At 71.3% G+C, this 18,530-nt stretch carries 17 protein-coding genes; 13 read left to right on the plus strand and 4 right to left on the minus strand.

The features are described 5' to 3' along the window. Window positions 1-20 precede the first annotated feature (20 nt). The 5 genes from M8C13_RS09975 to M8C13_RS09995 all read left to right on the plus strand — a co-directional run bounded on the left by M8C13_RS09975 (window position 21) and on the right by M8C13_RS09995 (window position 5,264). Window positions 21-929 (plus strand): ABC transporter ATP-binding protein, encoded by a 909-nt coding sequence (locus M8C13_RS09975; RefSeq protein ID WP_252480233.1) that lies wholly within the window; start codon window positions 21-23, stop codon window positions 927-929. After that, a complete protein-coding gene (locus M8C13_RS09980) occupies window positions 926-2,506 on the plus strand; it encodes an ABC transporter permease (RefSeq protein ID WP_252480234.1) in 1,581 nt (526 codons plus the stop codon). The genes M8C13_RS09975 and M8C13_RS09980 overlap by 4 nt, the downstream gene beginning before the upstream one ends. Before the next feature lie 40 nt (window positions 2,507-2,546). Continuing rightward, window positions 2,547-3,098, plus strand: a complete 552-nt coding sequence (locus M8C13_RS09985) for an antibiotic biosynthesis monooxygenase (RefSeq protein ID WP_252480235.1) — start codon at window positions 2,547-2,549, stop codon at window positions 3,096-3,098. A gap of 94 nt (window positions 3,099-3,192) precedes the next feature. Continuing rightward, window positions 3,193-3,723, plus strand: coding sequence for a hypothetical protein (locus M8C13_RS09990; RefSeq protein ID WP_252480236.1), 531 nt, complete (start codon window positions 3,193-3,195; stop codon window positions 3,721-3,723). Continuing rightward, on the plus strand, window positions 3,723-5,264 hold the full coding sequence (locus M8C13_RS09995) for an alkaline phosphatase (protein WP_252480237.1): 1,542 nt from the start codon (window positions 3,723-3,725) through the stop codon (window positions 5,262-5,264). The genes M8C13_RS09990 and M8C13_RS09995 overlap by 1 nt, the downstream gene beginning before the upstream one ends. 19 nt (window positions 5,265-5,283) lie before the next feature. On the opposite strand, the gene M8C13_RS10000 is transcribed toward M8C13_RS09995, so the two are convergent. Beyond that, on the minus strand, window positions 5,284-5,901 hold the full coding sequence (locus tag M8C13_RS10000; RefSeq protein WP_252480238.1) for a LysE family transporter: 618 nt from the start codon (window positions 5,899-5,901) through the stop codon (window positions 5,284-5,286). Window positions 5,902-5,967: 66 nt separating this feature from the next. On the opposite strand from M8C13_RS10000, the gene M8C13_RS10005 reads away from it, so the two are divergent. From M8C13_RS10005 to M8C13_RS10015, 3 genes are all read left to right on the plus strand, one after another. Continuing rightward, window positions 5,968-6,870 (plus strand): LysR family transcriptional regulator ArgP, encoded by a 903-nt coding sequence (locus M8C13_RS10005; protein ID WP_252480239.1) that lies wholly within the window; start codon window positions 5,968-5,970, stop codon window positions 6,868-6,870. A 190-nt stretch (window positions 6,871-7,060) separates the two neighbouring features. After that, window positions 7,061-8,053, plus strand: a complete 993-nt coding sequence (gene add / locus M8C13_RS10010) for an adenosine deaminase (RefSeq protein ID WP_252480240.1) — start codon at window positions 7,061-7,063, stop codon at window positions 8,051-8,053. 10 nt (window positions 8,054-8,063) lie between these two features. After that, a complete protein-coding gene (locus M8C13_RS10015; protein WP_252480241.1) occupies window positions 8,064-9,665 on the plus strand; it encodes an alkaline phosphatase D family protein in 1,602 nt (533 codons plus the stop codon). Here M8C13_RS10015 and M8C13_RS45760 read toward each other — a convergent pair. Then, a complete protein-coding gene (locus tag M8C13_RS45760) occupies window positions 9,651-9,977 on the minus strand; it encodes a thiamine pyrophosphate-dependent enzyme (protein WP_252480242.1) in 327 nt (108 codons plus the stop codon). The genes M8C13_RS10015 and M8C13_RS45760 overlap by 15 nt on opposite strands. Window positions 9,978-10,482: 505 nt before the next feature. On the opposite strand from M8C13_RS45760, the gene M8C13_RS10025 reads away from it, so the two are divergent. Then, complete coding sequence (locus M8C13_RS10025; protein ID WP_252480243.1) at window positions 10,483-11,088, plus strand: VOC family protein; 606 nt, start codon at window positions 10,483-10,485, stop codon at window positions 11,086-11,088. A gap of 86 nt (window positions 11,089-11,174) precedes the next feature. Then, window positions 11,175-11,834: a class I SAM-dependent methyltransferase gene (locus M8C13_RS10030; protein WP_252480244.1), complete on the plus strand. Its 660-nt coding sequence runs from the start codon at window positions 11,175-11,177 to the stop codon at window positions 11,832-11,834. Window positions 11,835-11,861: 27 nt separating this feature from the next. On the opposite strand, the gene M8C13_RS10035 is transcribed toward M8C13_RS10030, so the two are convergent. Then, the gene (locus M8C13_RS10035) at window positions 11,862-12,482 is read right to left on the minus strand and encodes a TetR/AcrR family transcriptional regulator (protein ID WP_252480245.1); all 621 of its coding nucleotides are present in this window, start codon (window positions 12,480-12,482) and stop codon (window positions 11,862-11,864) included. Window positions 12,483-12,577: 95 nt separating this feature from the next. On the opposite strand from M8C13_RS10035, the gene M8C13_RS10040 reads away from it, so the two are divergent. Continuing rightward, window positions 12,578-13,459, plus strand: coding sequence for an alpha/beta fold hydrolase (locus M8C13_RS10040; protein ID WP_252480246.1), 882 nt, complete (start codon window positions 12,578-12,580; stop codon window positions 13,457-13,459). Window positions 13,460-13,509: 50 nt separating this feature from the next. Here M8C13_RS10040 and M8C13_RS10045 read toward each other — a convergent pair whose 3' ends face one another. After that, window positions 13,510-15,963, minus strand: coding sequence for an FAD-dependent oxidoreductase (locus M8C13_RS10045; RefSeq protein WP_252480247.1), 2,454 nt, complete (start codon window positions 15,961-15,963; stop codon window positions 13,510-13,512). 97 nt (window positions 15,964-16,060) lie between these two features. On the opposite strand from M8C13_RS10045, the gene M8C13_RS10050 reads away from it, so the two are divergent. Continuing rightward, window positions 16,061-16,978 carry a phosphotransferase gene (locus tag M8C13_RS10050; protein ID WP_252480248.1) on the plus strand — a complete coding sequence of 306 codons (918 nt, stop codon included), beginning with the start codon at window positions 16,061-16,063 and terminating at the stop codon, window positions 16,976-16,978. A gap of 95 nt (window positions 16,979-17,073) precedes the next feature. Further along, complete coding sequence (gene eat / locus M8C13_RS10055; RefSeq protein WP_252480249.1) at window positions 17,074-18,528, plus strand: ethanolamine permease; 1,455 nt, start codon at window positions 17,074-17,076, stop codon at window positions 18,526-18,528. The last annotated feature ends 2 nt before the right edge of the window (window positions 18,529-18,530 follow it).

Consider the following 18,530-nt stretch of genomic DNA (forward strand, 5'->3'; position numbering starts at 1 on the left):
CGAGGTGGATGATCTCGCCCATGGGCGAAGTCGCGATCGACATCGACAACCTCACCAAGGACTACGGCAGGCGGCGCGCCCTGGACGCGCTGACCCTCCAGGTCCGCACCGGTGAGGTCTTCGGCTTCCTCGGGCCCAACGGCGCGGGCAAGACCACCACCATCCGCATCCTGCTCGACCTGCTGCGCCCCACGTCCGGCCGGGCTACCGTGCTCGGACTGGACGTGCGGCGGCAGGCGATGGCCCTGCACCGCCGGATCGCCTATGTGCCAGGCGATGTCGCGCTGTGGCCGCAGCTCACCGGCGGCCAGGCCATCGACGCGCTGCTGCACCTGCACGGCAGCCCCGGCGAGACGGCCCGGCGGGCCGAGCTGATCGAGCGGTTCCAGCTGGACCCCTCGCTGCGCTGCCGCACCTACTCCAAGGGCAACCGGCAGAAGGTCGCCCTGGTCGCCGCCTTCGCCACCGGAGCCGAACTGCTCATCCTGGACGAGCCCACCAGCGGCCTGGACCCGTTGATGGGGGAGACCTTCCGGGACTGCGTGCGCGAGGCCCGCGAGGACGGCCGCACGCTGTTCCTGTCCTCGCACATCCTCGGCGAGGTCGAGTCGATCTGCGACCGGGTCGGCGTGGTCCGCGCCGGCGAACTGGTCGACAGCGGCAGCCTGGCCGAGCTGCGGCACCTCTCCGCCTACACCGTGGAAGCCGAACTGGCCCGCACGGTGCAGACCGACGGCCTGCCCGGCGTCACCGGCGCCACCCTCACCCAGTCCGAGGACGGCCGCTACCGGCTGACCTGCCGCGCCCAGCCCGGCGCCATGGACGAGCTGCTGACCGCACTGGCCGCCGCCGGGGTGCACACCCTGACCAGCAGGCCACCCACCCTGGAGGAGCTCTTCCTCGGCTACTACACCGAGGCGGGCCGGTGAACGCGCTGCTGCTGCGGCTTACCCTGCGCCGGGTCTGGTTGCGCACTCTGTCCTGGGGCGCGGCGATCGGTGTGCTGATGATCGTCGGCATCGCCGCCTACCAGGAAGCTTTTCCCGACCCGGCCCAGCGCGAGGCCACCATCGCCGCGCTGGCCAGTCAGCCCGCGCTCTACGCCACCCTGGGCGCGCCCGGCGATATCGGCACCCTCGGCGGGTTCGTCACCTGGCGGATGGGGCAGTTCGAGTGCGTGGTCATCGCGCTGTTCGCCCTGCTCACCCTCGCCCAGCTGACCAGGGGCGATGAGGAGAACGGCCTGCGCGAGGCGCTCTGGGCCGGAGCCGTGCGCCGCACCGCGCCGCTGACTTCCGCCCTGCTCGTGGTTGGCACCGGCACCCTGCTGCTCGGCGCGGTGATCACCACGGTGATGCTCGCCGAGGGCACTCCGGCGCTGGGTGCGGTGCTCTTCGGGGCCGCCTGCGCCGGGGCCGGACTCGCTCACCTGGGCCTCGCCGCGCTGGCCAGTCAGCTGGCCACCTCCCGCCGCGCGGTCAGCGGCCTCACCGGCGCGGCGCTGGCCACCGGCTACCTGCTGCGCACCCTCGCCGACGCCAACGCCGACGTCTCCTGGCTGCGCTGGCTGAGCCCGCTCGGCTGGGCCCAGCGGGTGGATCCTTACACCACCGACCGCGCCTGGCCGCTCCTGCTGCTGCTCGGCCTCACCGCGCTGACCATCGCCGCCGCCCTGGCCATGGAGGCGCGCCGCGACCTCGGCGCCGGACTGCTGCACGCCCGCCCCGGCCCCGCGCACGGCCGGTCCCTGCGCGCGGTCGAACTGCTCACCCTGCGCCTGCACACCGGAGCCATCCTCGGCTGGGCCCTCGGCCTGGCCGTGCTGGCCGCCTCCATCGGCGCGATCGTGGACGGCGTCTCCGGCATCCTGGCCGGAAACTCCCAGCTGGGCGCGATGCTCGCGGCGATCTCCGGCGGCGAGCGGCGGTTCACCGAGGCGTTCCTGGCCACCCTGTTCCAGATCATCGGCCTGCTCATCGCCCTGGTCGCCGCCCAGGCCGTGGTCAGCGCCCGCGAACAGGAACGCACCGGCCAGGCCGAGGTGCTGCTGGCCCGCCCGCTGACCAGGTCCCGCTGGCTGGGCGCGCACCTGCTCACAGGCCTGCTGGCCGCGACCCTGACCGCCACCGTCGCCGGATCCGCGGCCGCGCTGTCCTGGTGGGCCAGTGGCGGCCACGACACCTCGGTGCTGGTCGCCGCCGCGCTGAACACCCTGCCTGCCGCCGCCGTGTTCGCCGGAGCGGCCACCCTGCTCGTCGCGGTGCTGCCCCGCTGGGCGGCCGCCCTCGGCACCCTGCTGCCGATGGCCGGGTTCGTGCTCACCCTGTTCGGACCACTGGCCGGCCTGCCCGCCTGGCTGCTCGACCTCTCCCCGTTCCGGCACCAGGCCCTGCTCCCGGCCCAGCCCTTCGATGGCGCCGCCGCGCTGGCCCTGCTCGGGGTGGCCGCGCTGTTCGCCGCCGCCGGATTGGTCCTCATCCAGCGCCGTGACCTGCGGATCGGCTAACTCGGTTGAGCACCACAGGTGGGGTTGGTTGGCTGCGCCCATGCTCCCCGACCTCACCCGCCCGGACGCCGCCGTGGCCCTGATCGGCCAGTGGACCAGCGCCGACCCCACCGCCGAACTCGACCGGCTCACCGCCGAGCCCCTGCCGGAGGGCTGCCTGGCCCGCGCGCACTACCTCGGCACCGACGGCGCCAGCCTGCTGCACTACTCGCAGTGGGCCACCAGCGCCGCCGCCCGCGCGCACGCCGCGACCGCGCCGGTCCCGCTGGCGGAGTACCGCCGCTACCGCAGCCAGGTCGACGCCACCGGACCGGCCGGGTGCGTGGTCATCGCCGCGATCGACTTCGACCGCCCGGACGCCCAGCGCCAGCGCGACTTCGTCGACGAGATGTTCGCCGCCGGGGAGCAGGCCGAGGCCGAAGGGGTGCGGATCCCGGGGCTGCTGGCCGCGCACTTCCACCTCAGCGCCGACGGCACCGGCGTGCGCAACTACGCCGAGTGGACCGACCCGGCCGCCCACCTGGCCTTCACCGGCGTCCAGGAGAGCCCGGCCTGGCGCCGTTATCTGCCACACCCCGCCCCCAGGCACTGAAAAGTCCACGACCAACGGCCATGTTCCGTTCACCGGAACACCTCTTACGGTCGGCAGAATCCCGCCGTTCCCGAATCCAGGAGGCAGGTCACCGGTGAACCTGATCAACAACGGCGACGCCGAGCGCGGCACCGGCGGCGCGGGGGAGCCCACGCCGACGGTGCCCGGCTGGCAGACCGTCGAGGGCGCCCCCGCGCTGATCCGCTACGCCGCGGGCGGCGGCTACCCCACCACCAGCGATCCCGGCCCGGCCGACCGGGGCGCGCAGTTCCTCAGCGGCGGCAACAGCCCGCGCACCCGGCTCACCCAGACCGTGCGGCTGCCCCCGGGTTCGGTGTTCCGGCTCTCCGGCTGGCTCGGCGGCTACGCCACCCAGCAGGACGGGGTCCGGTTGTCAGTGGAGTTCCTGGACCACACCGGCTACCCGATCGGCCTGGCCGTGCTCGGCCCGGTCACCGCCCAGGAACGCGGCCTGCGCACCGGCCTGGTCGAGCAGACCACCACCGGCCCGGTCCCCGCGGGCAGCACCCGCGCCCGGATCACCCTGCTGTTCACCCGCTCCGGCAGTGGCACGTCCAACGACGGCTACGCGGACAACCTCAGCCTGACCGTGGGAGCCCGCTGATGCTGAACCGACGCACCCTGCTCCGCGGCGCGGCCGCCGCAGGCGCACTGGGCACCGTGTGGCCGCTGTCCAGCGCGCTCACCCCGGCCCAGGCCTACGCCGCGGCCGCCGACCTCGGCGTCTCCTACGACCCGAAACCCTTCACCCTCGGCGTGGCCTCCGGCGATCCGATGCCCACCAGCGTGGTGCTCTGGACCCGCCTGGCCCCCGACCCGCTGGCCGCCGAACAGCCACTGCCCGCCGCGGTCGAGGTCAAGTGGACCGTGGCCGAGGACCGCGAACTGCGCCGCACGGTCGCCTGCGGCACCACCCCGGCCACCTCGCTGCTCGGGCACAGCGTGCACGTGCCGGTGCACGGCCTGCGGCCCGGCCGCACCTACTACTACGCCTTCGAGGCCCTCGGCCAGCGCAGCCGCCTGGGCCGCACCCGCACCGCCCCGGTCGGCCGGGTGGACAAGGTCCGGTTCGCCTCGGCCAACTGCCAGGCCTTCCACGACGGCCTCTACGCCGCCCACCGCGGCATCGCCAGGGAGAACCTGGACTTCGTGGTGCACCTGGGCGACTACATCTACGAGCACGGCAAGGTCGGCGGCAGCCACATCCGCGACCACGACGGCCCGGAGATCCTCACCCTGGCCGACTACCGCAAGCGGCACGCCCTCTACAAGGGCGACCCCTCCCTGCGGGAGGCGCACGCCGCGCACCCCTGGTACCTGACCTGGGATGATCACGAGGTGGTCAACGACCACAGCGGCACCGAGGGCTCCGCGCCGTTCGTCAAGCGCCGCGCCGCGGCCTACCAGGCCTGGTACGAGCACATGCCCGCGCGCGCCGACACCGGCCTGCCGGACATCCAGATCTACCGGCAGCGCCGCTGGGGCGACCTGCTCGACCTGTCCATCCTGGACCTGCGTCAGTACCGCTCTGCGCAGAACCTGCCCGATGGCACCATCCTCGGCGCCGAGCAGCGCGCCTGGCTGGGCCGCCAGATCGACTCGCCCAGCGACGCCTGGCACTGCTGGGTCAACTCGATCATGCTCAGCCAGCTGGCCAAACCCGGCGGCGGCTACTACTTCACCGACCAGTGGGACGGCTTCCGCACCGAGCGCGACAGCGTGCTCGGCCAGGCCCACCGCAAGGGCCTGGAGGACCTGGTGGTGATCACCGGCGACTGGCACTCCGCCTTCGTCGACGACATCCGCCCGGACTTCGACAACCCCGACGCCCCGGTCATCGGCACCGAGTTCACCGCGCACTCGGTCACCTCCGGCGCCTACTCCGCGGAGTGGAACAAGACCAACGGGCCGGTGATGGGCAAGGCCAACCCGCACCTGAAGTACTTCGAGGGCAACCGCTACGGCTACGACGTCTACGAGGTCACCCCGCGGCGCTGGTCCACCCACATGCGGGTGATCGGCGACCGCAAGGTGGCCGACTCCCCGGTCAGCACGCTGACCACCTTCCACGTCGACCGCGGCAAGCCGGGCAGCTACGAGGACCCGGCCACCGTCGGCTCGGCCGCGCAGTACCGGCGGGCCTGAGCCCTGGTCACGATGGCCGTCACGCCGAGGCGCGCACGGCCATCGTGACCCCCAGGGCCAGCATGGTCACCGCGATCAGCGAGTCCAGCACCCGCCAGGCCACCGGCCGGGCGAACACCCCCGACAGCGAGCGCGCCCCGAAGCCCAGCGCCCCGAACCACAGCAGGCTGCCTGCCACCGCACCCGCGGCGAAGAACCAGCGGGCCTGCCCGTAGCCGTTGCCGACCGAGCCCAGCAGCAGCACGGTGTCCAGGTAGACGTGCGGGTTGAGCCAGGTCAGCGCCAGGCAGGTGAGCACGGCGGCCCGCAGCGAACCGCCCCCGGCGCCCCCGGCGTGCAGGGCTGCCGGGCGCAGCGCCCGGCGCGCGGCGAGCAGGCCGTAGCCGATGAGGAAGATCGCCCCGGCCCAGCCGACCACGGTCAGCGCGGCCGGCCACAGCGTCAGCAGCCCGCCGATACCGCTGATCCCGGCCACGATCAGCACCGCGTCGGAGACCGCGCAGATGCCCACCACTGGCAGCACGTGCTCCCGGCGCAGGCCCTGGCGCAGCACAAACGCGTTTTGCGAACCGATCGCGATGATGAGGGACAACCCGGTGCCCAGTCCGGCGGCCAGCGGTGTCAAGTATCCGTACACGTTCTTGACGCTAAGGAGTGCGGATCCAGCAGGCCAGCTAAAGATTCTTCACTATCATTAGCCATCGTGATGGACGAGCTGCCCTTCGACCAGGTCCGCACCCTGCTGGCCGCGGTCGACGAGGGCACCTTCGAGGCCGCCGCCCGCGCCCTGCACGTCACCCCCTCCGCGGTCAGCCAGCGGATCAAGGCCCTGGAACAGCGGGTCGGCCGGGTGCTGCTGCAACGCGCCAAACCGGTCCGGCTCACCCCCTCCGGCGAGGTGGTGGCCCGCTTCGGCCGGCAGCTCGCGCTGCTCGCCCACGACGCCCGCGCCGAGCTCGGCCTGCCCGAGGACGGCAGGCCCACGGTGCTGCCGGTCGCGGTCAACGCCGACTCGCTGGCCACCTGGTTCCTCACCGCGCTGACCAGGGTCCCCGAGCACCTCCAGGTCTGCTTCGCGCTGCGCCGCGAGGACCAGGACCACACCACCGACCTGTTGCGCGAGGGCTTGGTGCTGGCCGCGGTCACCTCCAGCCCGGAACCCGTGCAGGGCTGCTCGGTGCGACCGCTGGGCCGGATGCGCTACCGCGCGATGGCCAACCCGGCCTTCGTCGAGCGCTGGCTCACCGGCGGCCCGCTGGCCGAGCTGCTGCCCGAGGCGCCGGTGGTGCTCTTCGACGGCAAGGACGACCTGCAGCACCAGTTCGCCCGCGCCCGCACCGGCCGCGACCCCAGCAGCCGCCAGCACCTGGTGCCCGCCTCCGACATCTTCCTGGCCGCGGTCGTGCAGGGCCTGGGCTGGGGCATGATCCCGGACGTGCAAGCCGGTGACCACGCCGCCCGCGGCCTGCTGACCGACCTCGCCCCGGCGCACCCGGTGGACGTGCCGCTGTACTGGCAGCAGTGGAAACTGGACTCGCCGCCGCTGACCGCACTGGCCGAGGCGGTGGCGCGCACCGCGGCACAACACCTCGCCCCACTGCCCTGACCTCACTGCCTTGACCTCCACCTAGCTGGAGGTAGCACGCTGCCGGCATGCACCTTTCCGAGGACCTGCCGCCCGATACCCCAGCTGTGGTGCTCGACTACTGGTTCGCCCTGGAATGCCCCTGGCTAGGCTGGTTCGACTGACCCGTAATTCGGCGGCGCCACCCGCCCCGGATGCTTAAGCTGCGGCCATGCGGGATCTGCGCGCACTGCCCAAGGCCCATCTGCACGTGCACCTGGAAAGCACCCTGCGCCCGGCCACCCTCCGCGAACTGGCCGCCCGGCACGGGGTCGAGCTGCCCAGCGGCTCCGCCTTCCAGGGCTTCCGCGCCTTCGCCGACGCCAACTCCCGCATCCGTGACTGCCTGCGCGACCCGGCCGACTTCCGCCGCCTGGCCAGGGAGTTCTGCGCCGACGAGGCCGCCCAGGGCACCCGCTACGCCGAGATCCGGTTCACCGCCGCCGCGCACGGCGAACGCCTCGGCGACCTGGCCATGCCACTGACCGCGGTGCTGGAAGGACTGGCCGAGGGCGAGGCCGAGCACAACATCGAGGTCCAGGTCATCCTCGACCACTCCCGCCGCCGCTCCGTCGAACGGGCCCGCCGCACCCTGGAGCTGGCCCGCAGGTTCCCGGAGCGGGTGATCGGGCTGGACATGGCGGGGGAGGAGACCTACCCGCTGGCCCCGTTCGCCCAGGTCATCGGGGAAGCCAAGGACGCGGGCCTGCACCAGGTGCACCACGCGGGTGAGTGCTGCGGCGCGGACAGCATCCGGGAAGCGCTGACCCTCGGGCACACCGAACGCCTCGGCCACGGCTTCCGCGTGCTGGAGGACCGCGAGCTGACCGCCGAGGTCGCCGACCGCGGCATCCCCCTGGAAGTCTGCCCCTCCTCCAACGTCACCCTCGGCCTGGTCCCGAACCTGGCCGGCCACCCGCTGCCCGACCTGCTCGCCGCCGGACTGGTGGTCACCCTCAACACCGACATCCCCAACTTCACCGGCACCACCCTCACCGAGGAGTACCAGCAGGCCCGCGACACCTTCGGCCTGACCGACCCGCAACTGGCCGACCTGGCCCGCGACGCCGTGGACGCCTCCTTCGCCCCAGCCACCACCAAGGCCGCCCTGCACCGCGACATCGATGCCTGGAGCGCCGCACCGCCCCCGCCGCCGATGCGATAAACAAGGCAGCGTGCCCAACCTCGTACTCGGTCCGCTGCTGCGCCACGTCGATGACAACTCGGCCACCGTCTGGGTGGAGACCGACCGCCCCGGCACCGTCCGGGTGCTCGACGCCGAAGCCACCACCTTCCAGGTCGCCGGCCACCACTACGCGCTGGTCGTGATCAGCGGCCTGACCCCGGACACCGAACACGAGTACCAGGTCCACCTCGACGGCGAAGCGGTGTGGCCACAGGCCGGCTCGGCCTACCCGCCCAGCGTCATCCGCACCCTGCCCACCCACTCCGACCACCCCGTACGAGTCTCCTTCGGCTCCTGCCGCTTCGCCCAGCCCGAGGACGCCCAGCGACGGGCCAAGGTCGGCTACTGCGCACTGTCCGCGCTGGCCAACCGCCTCATCACGCAGCCGGTGCGGGAACGGCCGGAGGCGCTGCTGCTGCTCGGCGACCAGATCTACGCCGATGAGACCACCGACCGCACCCAGCAGTACCTCAAGCAGCGCCGCGACCTCAGCCAGCCGCCGGGAGTGGAGGTCGCCGACTTCGAGGAGTACACCCAGCTCTACCGGGAGAGCTGGACCGAACCCGAGGTCCGCTGGCTGTTCTCCACCGTGCCCACCTCGATGATCTTCGACGACCACGACGTCCGCGACGACTGGAACACCTCGGAGATCTGGCGGCAGGAGATGGCCGCCAAACCCTGGTGGGCCAAGCGGGCCCGCGGCGCACTGGCCTCGTACTGGGTCTACCAGCACCTGGGCAACCTGGCGCCGACCGCGCTGGCCAAGGACGAGCTGTACCAGCAGGTCCTGGCCCTGCACGGGGCTGACGCCCAGGAGTTGCTGGAGTCCCACGCCGCTCGCTGGGACACCGAGATCGGCGAGCACAAGCACGCCCAGTGGAGCTACTGCCGCGACTTCGGCCCGGTCCGCCTGCTCATGGTGGACAGCCGCGCGGGCCGCATCCTCACCGGCGGCCGCCGCAAGATGCTCGACGACGAGGAGTTCGCCTGGCTCACCGCCCAGCTCGACGGCGCGGGCAGCGAGTACCGCCACCTGCTCGTCGGCAGCTCCCTGCCCTGGCTGCTGCCGCCGGTGATCCACCACCTGCAGGCCCGCAACGAGCACGCCGCGCACCGCCCCGGCTGGCGCGGCCGCCTGGCCGAACGCATCCGCCAGGCAGGCGACTTCGACCACTGGGCCAGCTTCCGCGAGTCCTTCGACCAGCTCTCCCGGCTGCTGCACCAGACCGCGGCCAAGACCGATGGCACGGTCGCGGTGCTCTCCGGCGACGTCCACCACAGCTACGTCGCCCGCACCACCGAGCAGGCCCCGGTGCACCAGCTGACCTGCTCCCCACTGCGCAACGCCGAACCGGACCTGTTCAAACCGGCCCTGCGCCTGGCCTGGTGGCACCCCCTGACCGCGCTGTCGCACGCCTGGGCCCGCCTCTCCGGCGTCCCCGCCCAGCCCACCCACTGGACCAAGATCACCGGCCCCCACTTCGGCAACCTGCTCGCGACCCTCAACCTCACCGCCACCGAGGCCACCCTGACCTTCGAGCGCGCCAGCGAAACCAGCCTCACCGAGGTCTGCCGCCTACCCCTGCGCTGACCCCGGTTCCTCTGACCCCAGCTCCTCTGACACGGGCTCCTCCGGCAGGTCCAACACCGTCGGCCGATCCGCCCTGAACGCCCGAGCCAGCTCCACCCGCAACTCCGCCGCCCCCACCACCTGAACCCCATGACACCCCAACGCCCGCCCCCTCGCCGCGAAATCCGGCGAAGGCAGGTCCACCGCGTGCACCGGATCCGCCCGAGCCACCATCTCCGCCTTGATCTCCCCGTACCCGGCGTTGTCCACCACCAGCACCGGCAACGCCAGCCTCAGCTGCACCGCCGTGGCCAACTCGGCCACGGTGAACATCACCCCACCATCCCCAAGCAAGGCAGCCGTCCGCACCCCCGGACAGGCCACCGCCCCACCATCTCGTCGTAAGCGGCCGGCATCGCCACCGGATCCGACCGCACCGCGTCCTGCTCGATCCAGCCCGCCTTCAGCACGAACGGCCCGCGCGGCCGAGTCCGCAACTCGGTCCGCGAACTCACCCGCTGACTGCGGCCCACCGAACGCGCACAGCAACACTCGTGCACTCCAGTAGGTGATGAGACCGCCGTCTGACTCACTCCAGCAGGCCTTGACCCCGGCAACAGCCCCCAGCACGCCGTCACTCACCGCGCTGTCGCACATCAACGGCTGGCAGCGCCGCGGGGGCCGCTTGCCCCGCGGATGCCACCTGCGTCAGCGGGCGGATACCCGCCGCAGCGGGCTCCCGAGGGCCGCACTGCCACCTCCAGGCGCTGTGGCTGATCAATCAGTCAGCGGCAATCTGGTATGACGGTGCCGGGATGTCAAGGGAACGGGGGACCCAATGCTCGACCACCTCGTGCTGGCGACGCCGGACCTGGCCGGCACAGTCGGCCTGGTGCACCTCCTTTCCGGCGTCCGCCCGGTACCAGGCGGACGCCATGAAGCGTGGGGGACGGCGAACTACTTGCTCGGTCTGGGTGAGCAGGCCTTTTTGGAGATCATCGGACCGGATCCGGACCGCGTGGCCGAGCCGACCGTGTTCGGACTCGGCACGCTGACCGGACCCAGCCTGATGACCTGGGCCGCCCGCGTCACGGACATCGACGCGAGCGTGGCCGCCGCCCGCGCCCGCGGTGTTGATCCGGGTACACCGCAGGCAATGGGACGTGTCACCACCGATGGACGGCGACTGAGCTGGCGGCTCACCCCGCCAGGCACTGGGGTCGTCCCGTTCCTGATCGACTGGGGTGACACGGCACACCCTGCCGGGAACCTTCCGGTGGCGCCGCTGGTGGAGCTGCACGCGATGTCCCCGGATCCGGAACCGCTTCGCACCACCTTGGCTGCACTGGACGTCTCGTTGCCGGTCCGTCCAGCCAACCGCGTCGGCCTGAGATCAGTCATACACGGTCGAAATGGCGAATTCGAATTGATCACCGGTTCTTAGGTCTTTCTGACCCAATCGTGTCATTCGGTGTTCACCCAGCGAAGAATCGGTCGCATATGGACCATTGCGTCCGCTTTGGTGTATGTATGCGCGCCCACTACGACGACATCGCCGACTGGTACGAGCACGACTTCCTTGCCGCACAACGGGATTCCGATCCGCTGGAGCTGACCGCGCTGCTGGCCGACCTGCTCGGCTCAGGCGGCGGACCGTGCCTGGAAATAGGCTGCGGAACCGGCGCGCATGCCGATCGACTGCGCGCACTGGGCTGGGATCCGTTTGGACTCGACATTTCCTGCGGTATGCTCCGTCATGCGTCGGCGAAACTGCCCGTGGCTCAGGCCGACGCCGAATGCCTACCCATCGCCGACAGTTCACTGGCGGCCGTCATGACGGTGCTCACCCATACCGACATGCCCGGCTATCCGGCGGTGCTTCGCGAGGTGGCCCGAGTTCTGCGTCCTGGCGGCGTATTCGTCCACCTCGGGGTGCACCCGTGTTTCTGCGGCGGCTTTGCTGACCGGTCTGACCCGGCGGCCATAGTGATCAAGCCCGGTTACCGGGACGCCCATTGGACGACCGCGTCGTGGACCGCAGAGGGGCTGCGCGACAAGGTGGGCGCCACCCACCGCCCACTGCCGGACCTGCTCCACGACTTCCTGGCCGCCGGCCTGATGCTGGAGCGCTTCGGCGAGGGTGGAGCTCCGACACCGACAGTGTTCGGAGTGCGAGTACGAAAGGAGTGACTGCCGATGACGAACGGCACCTGAGCATCATGCCGACGGTTCGGGCTGCTCGGTGAACAGGCGATCCAGGTGGTCGCGGAGGACGCGCTCGGCCGCCGCGCCGTCGCGTTGTCCACCGATGACGCTGGAGACCAGGCCGCCGGTGAGCGCCACCAGGGTGGTGGCGGTGATCGCCGGGTCCCGGTCGGCGTCGATCTCGCCTGCCTCCTGGGCCAGGCGGATCTGGCCAGCCAGGTACTGCTCGAGCTTGTCCGGGGTGGTGCCGAAGTTGCGGCTGGCGAATGCCGGGTCGGAGATCATCAGGGCCTGGTAGGCGACCAGGGTGAGCTGCACTCGGCGGCTGTCCTCGTCTGTGGGCAGCAGGCCGATCAGGGCCGCGTACAGGATGCTGCGTGGCGTTGGCGGCAGGCCCGCCTTGCGGATGCGGTCGAGTATGCGCTCGTTGAGCTTGTCGACCAGGCGGGTCAGCCCGTTGAGCAGCAGCTCTTCCTTGGTGTGGAAGTAGTACTGCACCAGGCGCAGTGAGACGCCGGCTTCGGCGGCGACCTCGCGCATGCTGGCGGCGTGCAGGCCACGGGTGCCGGCGATGCGCAGCAACGCCTCGGCGATCTCGGCACGGCGCTGCTCATGATCAACCAGTTTTGGCACGGCGCACACCCTACGACACTCAGCATCATGGTACGTTCGTATCATAACGGACAGTGACGGGGGTTGCTGTGGTGAATGATGTGAGGGGGGCGCAGGTGAGCAAGACGAAGCGAGCCGGCTTTCGGACCGAGCGGGCGCGTGAGGACTTCATCCGGACCTACGACGAGCTGATGGCCGAGTTCTGGCCGTCGGCCACGGACTTCACCGAGGTGCGCACCGCCTTCGGCACCACCAGGGTGCAGCGCAACGGCACCGGCGACGGCATCCCGATCGTGCTGGTGGCGCCCTCCGGCGGCCTGCCGCTGACCTACAGCAACATCATCGGGCGGCTGAGCGCGGCGCACACTGTCTTCTCCCCGGAGACCATCGCCGAACCTGGGCATCACCTGCCCGAGCGGCCGGTGCTCGACGGTGAGGATCTGGCCGCGTGGCTGGTGGAGGTGCTCGACGGGCTCGAGGTCGAGCGGTCGCACCTGGTGGGGATGTCCCACGGGGCGTGGGTGTCGGTGCGCACGGCCCTGCGCGCGCCGGAGCGGGTGGCCTCGGTGTCGCTGCTGGACCCGCCGGGGTTCGAGAAGATCGGCTGGCGGTTCATCAGGTGGAACCTGGCCTGCGCGTTGTTCCTGTTAACCCCGCGCCGGGTGCGGGAGTGGGGGTCGCGGTGGCTGGTCAACGGGACGCTGCGGTCGGAGGTCTTCCGCAGGCTGCTGCCAAAGCTGGTCGGCTTCCGGCAGGTGCTGCCCCTGCCTCAGCTCTACACCGAGGCGCAGCTGTCCGGGTTGAGCAGGCCGAGCCTGGTGGTGCTCGGCGGCAAGAGCAGGCTCAACGACCTGGACTCGCTGCGGGAGCGGCTGGCCGGGTTGCCCAACATCACCCGGGTCGAGGTGCTGCCCGAGGCTGGCCACGTGCTGTCCCTGGATGAGCCGGAGCGGGTGGTTGAGCTGGTGCTGGACTTCGTCGGTGCGCAGGTGCACTGATCAGGGACCGGTGCTCGGAAACACGCGCTGTTCCCGAGCACCGGTCGCGATCACGCGCGGACGCGAGTGCCCTTGGGGTCGAACAGCGGGTCGCGTTCGACCACGCCGGGCACCCAGCGGCCGAAGATCTCCACCTCCACCTCGGTGCCGATCTTGACCCGGTCCACCGGCAGGTAGACGAAGGCGATGGCGCGGCCCACCGAGTAGCCGAAGCCGCCGGTGGTCACCCGGCCCAGCACCTCGCCGCCGACCCGGACCGCCTCGCTGCCCAGCGGCCAGACGGTCGAGTCGTCCAGGGTGAGGCAACGCAGGCGGTGGGTGAACCCGGCCTCCTTGCGGCGCAGCAGGGCCTCGCGGCCGTGGAAGCCGCCGGGCTTGTCAGGTTTGACGCAGAAGCCCAGGCCCGCCTCGTACGGGGTGCGTTCCGGGGTGAGGTCCGAGCCCCACAGCCGGTAGCCCTTCTCCAGGCGGAGGCTGTCGATGGCGCGGTAGCCGCCGGCGATGACGCCGTGCTCCTGGCCCGCCTCCCACAGCGTGCGCCACAGGGCGGCGCCGTACTCGCTGGAGCAGTACAGCTCCCAGCCCAGCTCCCCGGCGAAGGTCACCCGCAGCGCGCGCACCGGCACGTCGCCGACGGTGGTCTCCTGGGCGGTGAGGTAGGGGAAGGACTCGTTGTCCAAGGCCGCGGGGGTGAGTCCGGCCAGGATGTCCCGGGAGCTCGGCCCCCACAGGGCGAAGCAGGAGTAGGCGCCGGTGACATCGGCGATGCGGACCGAGCCGTCTGTGGGGGCGTGCCTGCGCAGCCAGGCGGCGTCGTGGGAGCCGAAGGCGGTGCCGGTGACGACCTGGAACTCCTGCTCGGCCCAGCGGGTGACGGTGAAGTCGCACTCGATGCCGCCGCGGGCGTTGAGCGCCTGGGTGTAGGTGACCGCGCCGACCGGGCCCGCGACCTCGTTGGCGCACACCCAGTCCAGCAGCTTGGCCGCGCCGGGGCCGGTGACCTCGATCTTGGCGAAGGAGGACTCGTCGAACAGGCCGGCGCGTTCCCGGGTGCCCAGGTGTTCGGCGCCGATGGCCGGGGACCAGTTGCGACCGGCCCAGCCTTCGGGCCGCCAGGACTCCTGGCCGGCGGCGGCGTTGCTCTCGTAGTGGTTGACCCGCTCCCAGCCGGACTTCTCGCCGAAGCTGGCGCCGTGCTTGCGGTGCCAGGAGTAGGCCGAGGAGACCCGCAGCGGGCGGCCGGCGCCGCGTTCCCGGTGCGGGAACGGGATGTCGTAGTAGGTCTCGTAGTTCTCCACCGTGCGCTTGCGGGTGTAGGACGGGGAGCGGTACTGGCGGCCGAAGCGGCGGATGTCCATGTGCGAGAGGTCGAACTCCGGTTCCCCGGCCACGATCCACTCGGCCATCACCTTGCCGATGCCGCCGGCCCCGGCGATGCCGTGCGCGCAGAACCCCGCGGCCACGAAGAACCCGCCGACCTCGGTCTCGCCGAGGCAGAACTCGTTGTCCGGGGTGAAGGCCTCCGGACCGTTGATCATCTTGCGGATGCCCGCGGTGGCCATGGTCGGCACCCGCTGCTGGGCGGCCTCGGCGATCTCGGCGAAGCGGTCCCAGTCCTCGGGCAGCAGCTTGCCGTTGAAGTCCGGCGGCACCGTCTCGAAGTTCGCCCCGGTCTGCGCCCACGGCGCGGAGTCGCGCTCGTAGCCGCCCATGAGCAGCCCGTCGACCTCCTCGCGGAAGTAGACCAGGTTGTCCGGGTCGCGCAGGGTCGGCAGGTGGCTGCCGTCGCGCGGGCGGACCGGCTCGGTGATCAGGTACTGGTGCGACATCGGCACGATCGGCACCCGCACCCCGGCCAGGCGGCCGATCTCGGCGGCGAACATGCCGCCGCAGTTGACCACGATCTCGGCCTCGATGTCGCCGCGGTCGGTGCGCACACCGCGGACCCGGCCCTCGCGCACGTCGATGCCCAGCACCCTGGTGTGCGGGTGGATGCGCACTCCGCCCGCGCGCGCCCCGGCGGCCAGGGAGTAGGTGAGCTGGGCGGGGTCGACGTAGCCGTCGGTGGCCAGGTAGGTGCCGCCGAGCACCCCGGTGGTGTCCAGCAGTGGGAACAGTTCTTTGGCCTCGGCCGGGCTGATCTCCTGCAACGGCAGGTCGACGGTGCGGGACCAGCCTATCTGCCGCCGTGCCTCCTGCATCCGCTCAGGCGTGCAGGCCAGCCGGATGCCGCCGCAGGGCACGAAACCGACCGGGTTGTCCCCGGCCTCCAGCTCGGCGTAGAGCTGGGCGGAGTAGATGTTCATCCTGGTCAGCGTCACATCGGCGCGCAGCTGGCCGACCAGGCCCGCCGAGTGGAAGGTCGAGCCGCTGGTCAGCTCGTTGCGGTCGAGCAGCAGGACGTCTCGTTCGCCGAGCTTGGCGAGGTGGTAGGCGATGCTGGTTCCGCCGACGCCACCGCCGATCACGACGATGCGGGCGCGGTCTGGGAGCGTTCGATCCACGGACACCGGTCCTTGGTAGCGCAGGTGGGCCGGTCGGGGGAACCGTGCGGCCGCGTGTCTTGACGGACAAGTGTGCGCGCCAACACACTCGGCGACTATGTCGGCGACCGTGCAGGACGCGATCAGTCAGGTCCCGGCGTGGACGGGACGGCAGGTGGAGCTGCTGCCGATGACCGGCGGGCTCAGCCACCAGGTCGCCCACCTGCGGGTCGACGGGGTGGACCAGGTGCTGCGGGTGCTCGACCCCGCGGTCGCCGAGGCCGGGCTCGGGGTGCCGCTGGAGCAGGAGATCGCCAACACCGTGGTGGCCGCGGAGTCCGGGGCCGGGCCGAGGGTGCTGCACATCCTGCCCGAGCTGCCCGCGCTGGTGCTGGAGTACCTGCCCGGCCGCACGCTCAACTTCGACGACACCCGCGAACCCGGGCGCATCCCGCTGCTGGCCGCGGCCTGCCTGCGGCTGCACGCCGCGCCGCGGCCCTTCGTCAACGAGTTCGACATCTTCGCCAAGCAGCGGCAGCTGCTGGAGATCTGCCGCCGCCACGAGCTGACCCTGTTCGAGGACTACCTGGACCACCTGGGCCTGGCGCGCAAGCTGGAGGCGGTGCTGGGCGCGGACCCGCTGCCGGCGAAACCCTGCCACAACGACCTGCTGGCGGAGAACTTCATCGCCGGGCCCGGCGGCATCCGGATCGTGGACTACCAGCTCAGCGGCACCGGCGACCCCGGCTTCGAGCTGGGCAACATCTGCGCCGAAGGCCAGTTCGACCCCGACCGGGTGACGCTGCTGGCCGATGCCTACTTCGGCGAGCGCTCACCGCGGCTGACCGCGCGGGTGCGGCTGTTCCAGGCGATGTCGGACTTCACCTGGACGCTGTGGTTCTGCATCCACCACGGCCTGCTCAGCAAGCCGGGCAGCACCTTCGACTACTGGGGCGAGGCCGCGGGCAAATGGGGGCGGGCCAAGGCCGCCCTGACCGATCCAGGGCTGGGCCGGCTGCTGCAACTGGCCCACTGAGGGCTTGACAGCGTTTGTAACCTCGCTCACACATATAGGCAATGGTCTGACCGTTGACTAATTAGCCGCTGTCCGGACCCCAGGTGGAGGCGCGCGTGAGCACAGAACAACCCCAGGGCAGGGGAGTGGACTACACCTCGGTCGAGGCGGGCTACCTGGAGCAACGCCAGCTCAAGAAGGGCGCCGCGGGCTGGGTGCTGCTGGCAGGGCTCGGCGTCTCCTACGTGATCTCCGGTGACTTCTCCGGCTGGAACAACGGCCTGGCCCAGGGCGGGTTCGGCGGGCTGTTGATCGCCACCATCCTGATGGCGGTGATGTACACCTGCATGGTCTTCGGCCTGGCCGAGATGGCCTCGGCGATGCCGGTGGCCGGGGCGGGCTACGGCTTCGCCCGGCGCGCGCTGGGGCCGCTGGGCGGGTTCGCCACCGGCACCGCGATCCTGATCGAGTACACCATCGCCCCCGCGGCGATCTCGGTGTTCATCGGCGGCTACGTCGAGGCGCTGGGGCTGTTCGGGCTGACCAACGGCTGGCCGGTCTACCTGGTCTGTTACGCCATCTTCGTCGGCGTGCACCTCTACGGCGTCGGTGAGGCGCTGCGGCTGATGTTCGTCATCACCGCGATCGCCGTGGTCGGCCTGGTGATCTTCGTGGTGGCGATGATCCCGATGATCGACCTGTCCCGGCTGACCGACATCCCGCCCACCGACGCGGTCGGGGCCAGCTCGTTCCTGCCCTTCGGCTACGCGGGCATCCTGGCCGCCTTCGTCTACGGCATCTGGTTCTTCCTGGCCATCGAGGGCGTGCCGCTGGCCGCGGAGGAGGCGCGGGACCCGCGCAAGGACATGCCCAAGGGCATCGTGGCCGCGATGCTGGTGCTGCTGGTCTTCGCCGGGCTGATCCTCATCGCCGCGCCGGGCGGGGCGGGCAGCAACGCGCTGAAGTCCTCGGACAACCCGCTGCCCGCGGCGCTGCGCGCGGTCTACGGGAGCAACGCGGTGATCGCCGACATCGTCAACTACATCGGCCTGGCCGGGCTGGTGGCCAGCTTCTTCTCCATCATCTACGGCTACTCCCGGCAGCTGTTCGCCCTCTCCAGGGCCGGGTACCTGCCCAGGAAGCTGTCGGTGACCGGCAAGCGCAAGACGCCGATCCTGGCGCTGCTGGTTCCCGGCGCGATCGGGTTCATCCTGGCCGCGGCCACCCAGAACGGGGCCAAGCTGATCAACATCGCGGTCTTCGGCGCGGCGGTGTCCTACGTGCTGATGATGGTCTCCCACATCGTGCTGCGGGTCCGCGAGCCGAACCTGCCGCGCCCCTACCGCACGCCGGGCGGGGTGGTCACCACGGGCATCGCGCTGGTGCTGGCCGCGGCCGCGGTGGTGGCCACCTTCCTGGTGGACATCCTGGCCGCCGGGATCATGGCCGGGATCTTCCTGCTGGCGCTGGCCTACTTCTGGTTCTACAGCCGCCACCACCTGGTCGCCCAGGCCCCTGAGGAGGAGTTCGAGGCGGTGCGTCGCGCCACGGCCGAGCTGGAGGACCCGTGAGA

The organism is Crossiella sp. SN42 (genome assembly GCF_023897065.1).
Taxonomy (GTDB): Bacteria; Actinomycetota; Actinomycetes; order Mycobacteriales; family Pseudonocardiaceae; genus Crossiella.

Coding starts and splice junctions, on each gene's coding strand:
- M8C13_RS10030 (WP_252480244.1), top strand. CDS start 11,175: ATGCGCGCCCACTACGACGACATCGCCGACTGGTACGAGCACGACTTC.
- M8C13_RS10050 (WP_252480248.1), top strand. CDS start 16,061: ATGTCGGCGACCGTGCAGGACGCGATCAGTCAGGTCCCGGCGTGGACG.
- M8C13_RS09995 (WP_252480237.1), top strand. CDS start 3,723: ATGCTGAACCGACGCACCCTGCTCCGCGGCGCGGCCGCCGCAGGCGCA.
- M8C13_RS10025 (WP_252480243.1), top strand. CDS start 10,483: ATGCTCGACCACCTCGTGCTGGCGACGCCGGACCTGGCCGGCACAGTC.
- M8C13_RS45760 (WP_252480242.1), bottom strand. CDS start 9,977: ATGTTCACCGTGGCCGAGTTGGCCACGGCGGTGCAGCTGAGGCTGGCG.
- add (WP_252480240.1), top strand. CDS start 7,061: ATGCGGGATCTGCGCGCACTGCCCAAGGCCCATCTGCACGTGCACCTG.
- M8C13_RS09975 (WP_252480233.1), top strand. CDS start 21: ATGGGCGAAGTCGCGATCGACATCGACAACCTCACCAAGGACTACGGC.
- M8C13_RS09985 (WP_252480235.1), top strand. CDS start 2,547: ATGCTCCCCGACCTCACCCGCCCGGACGCCGCCGTGGCCCTGATCGGC.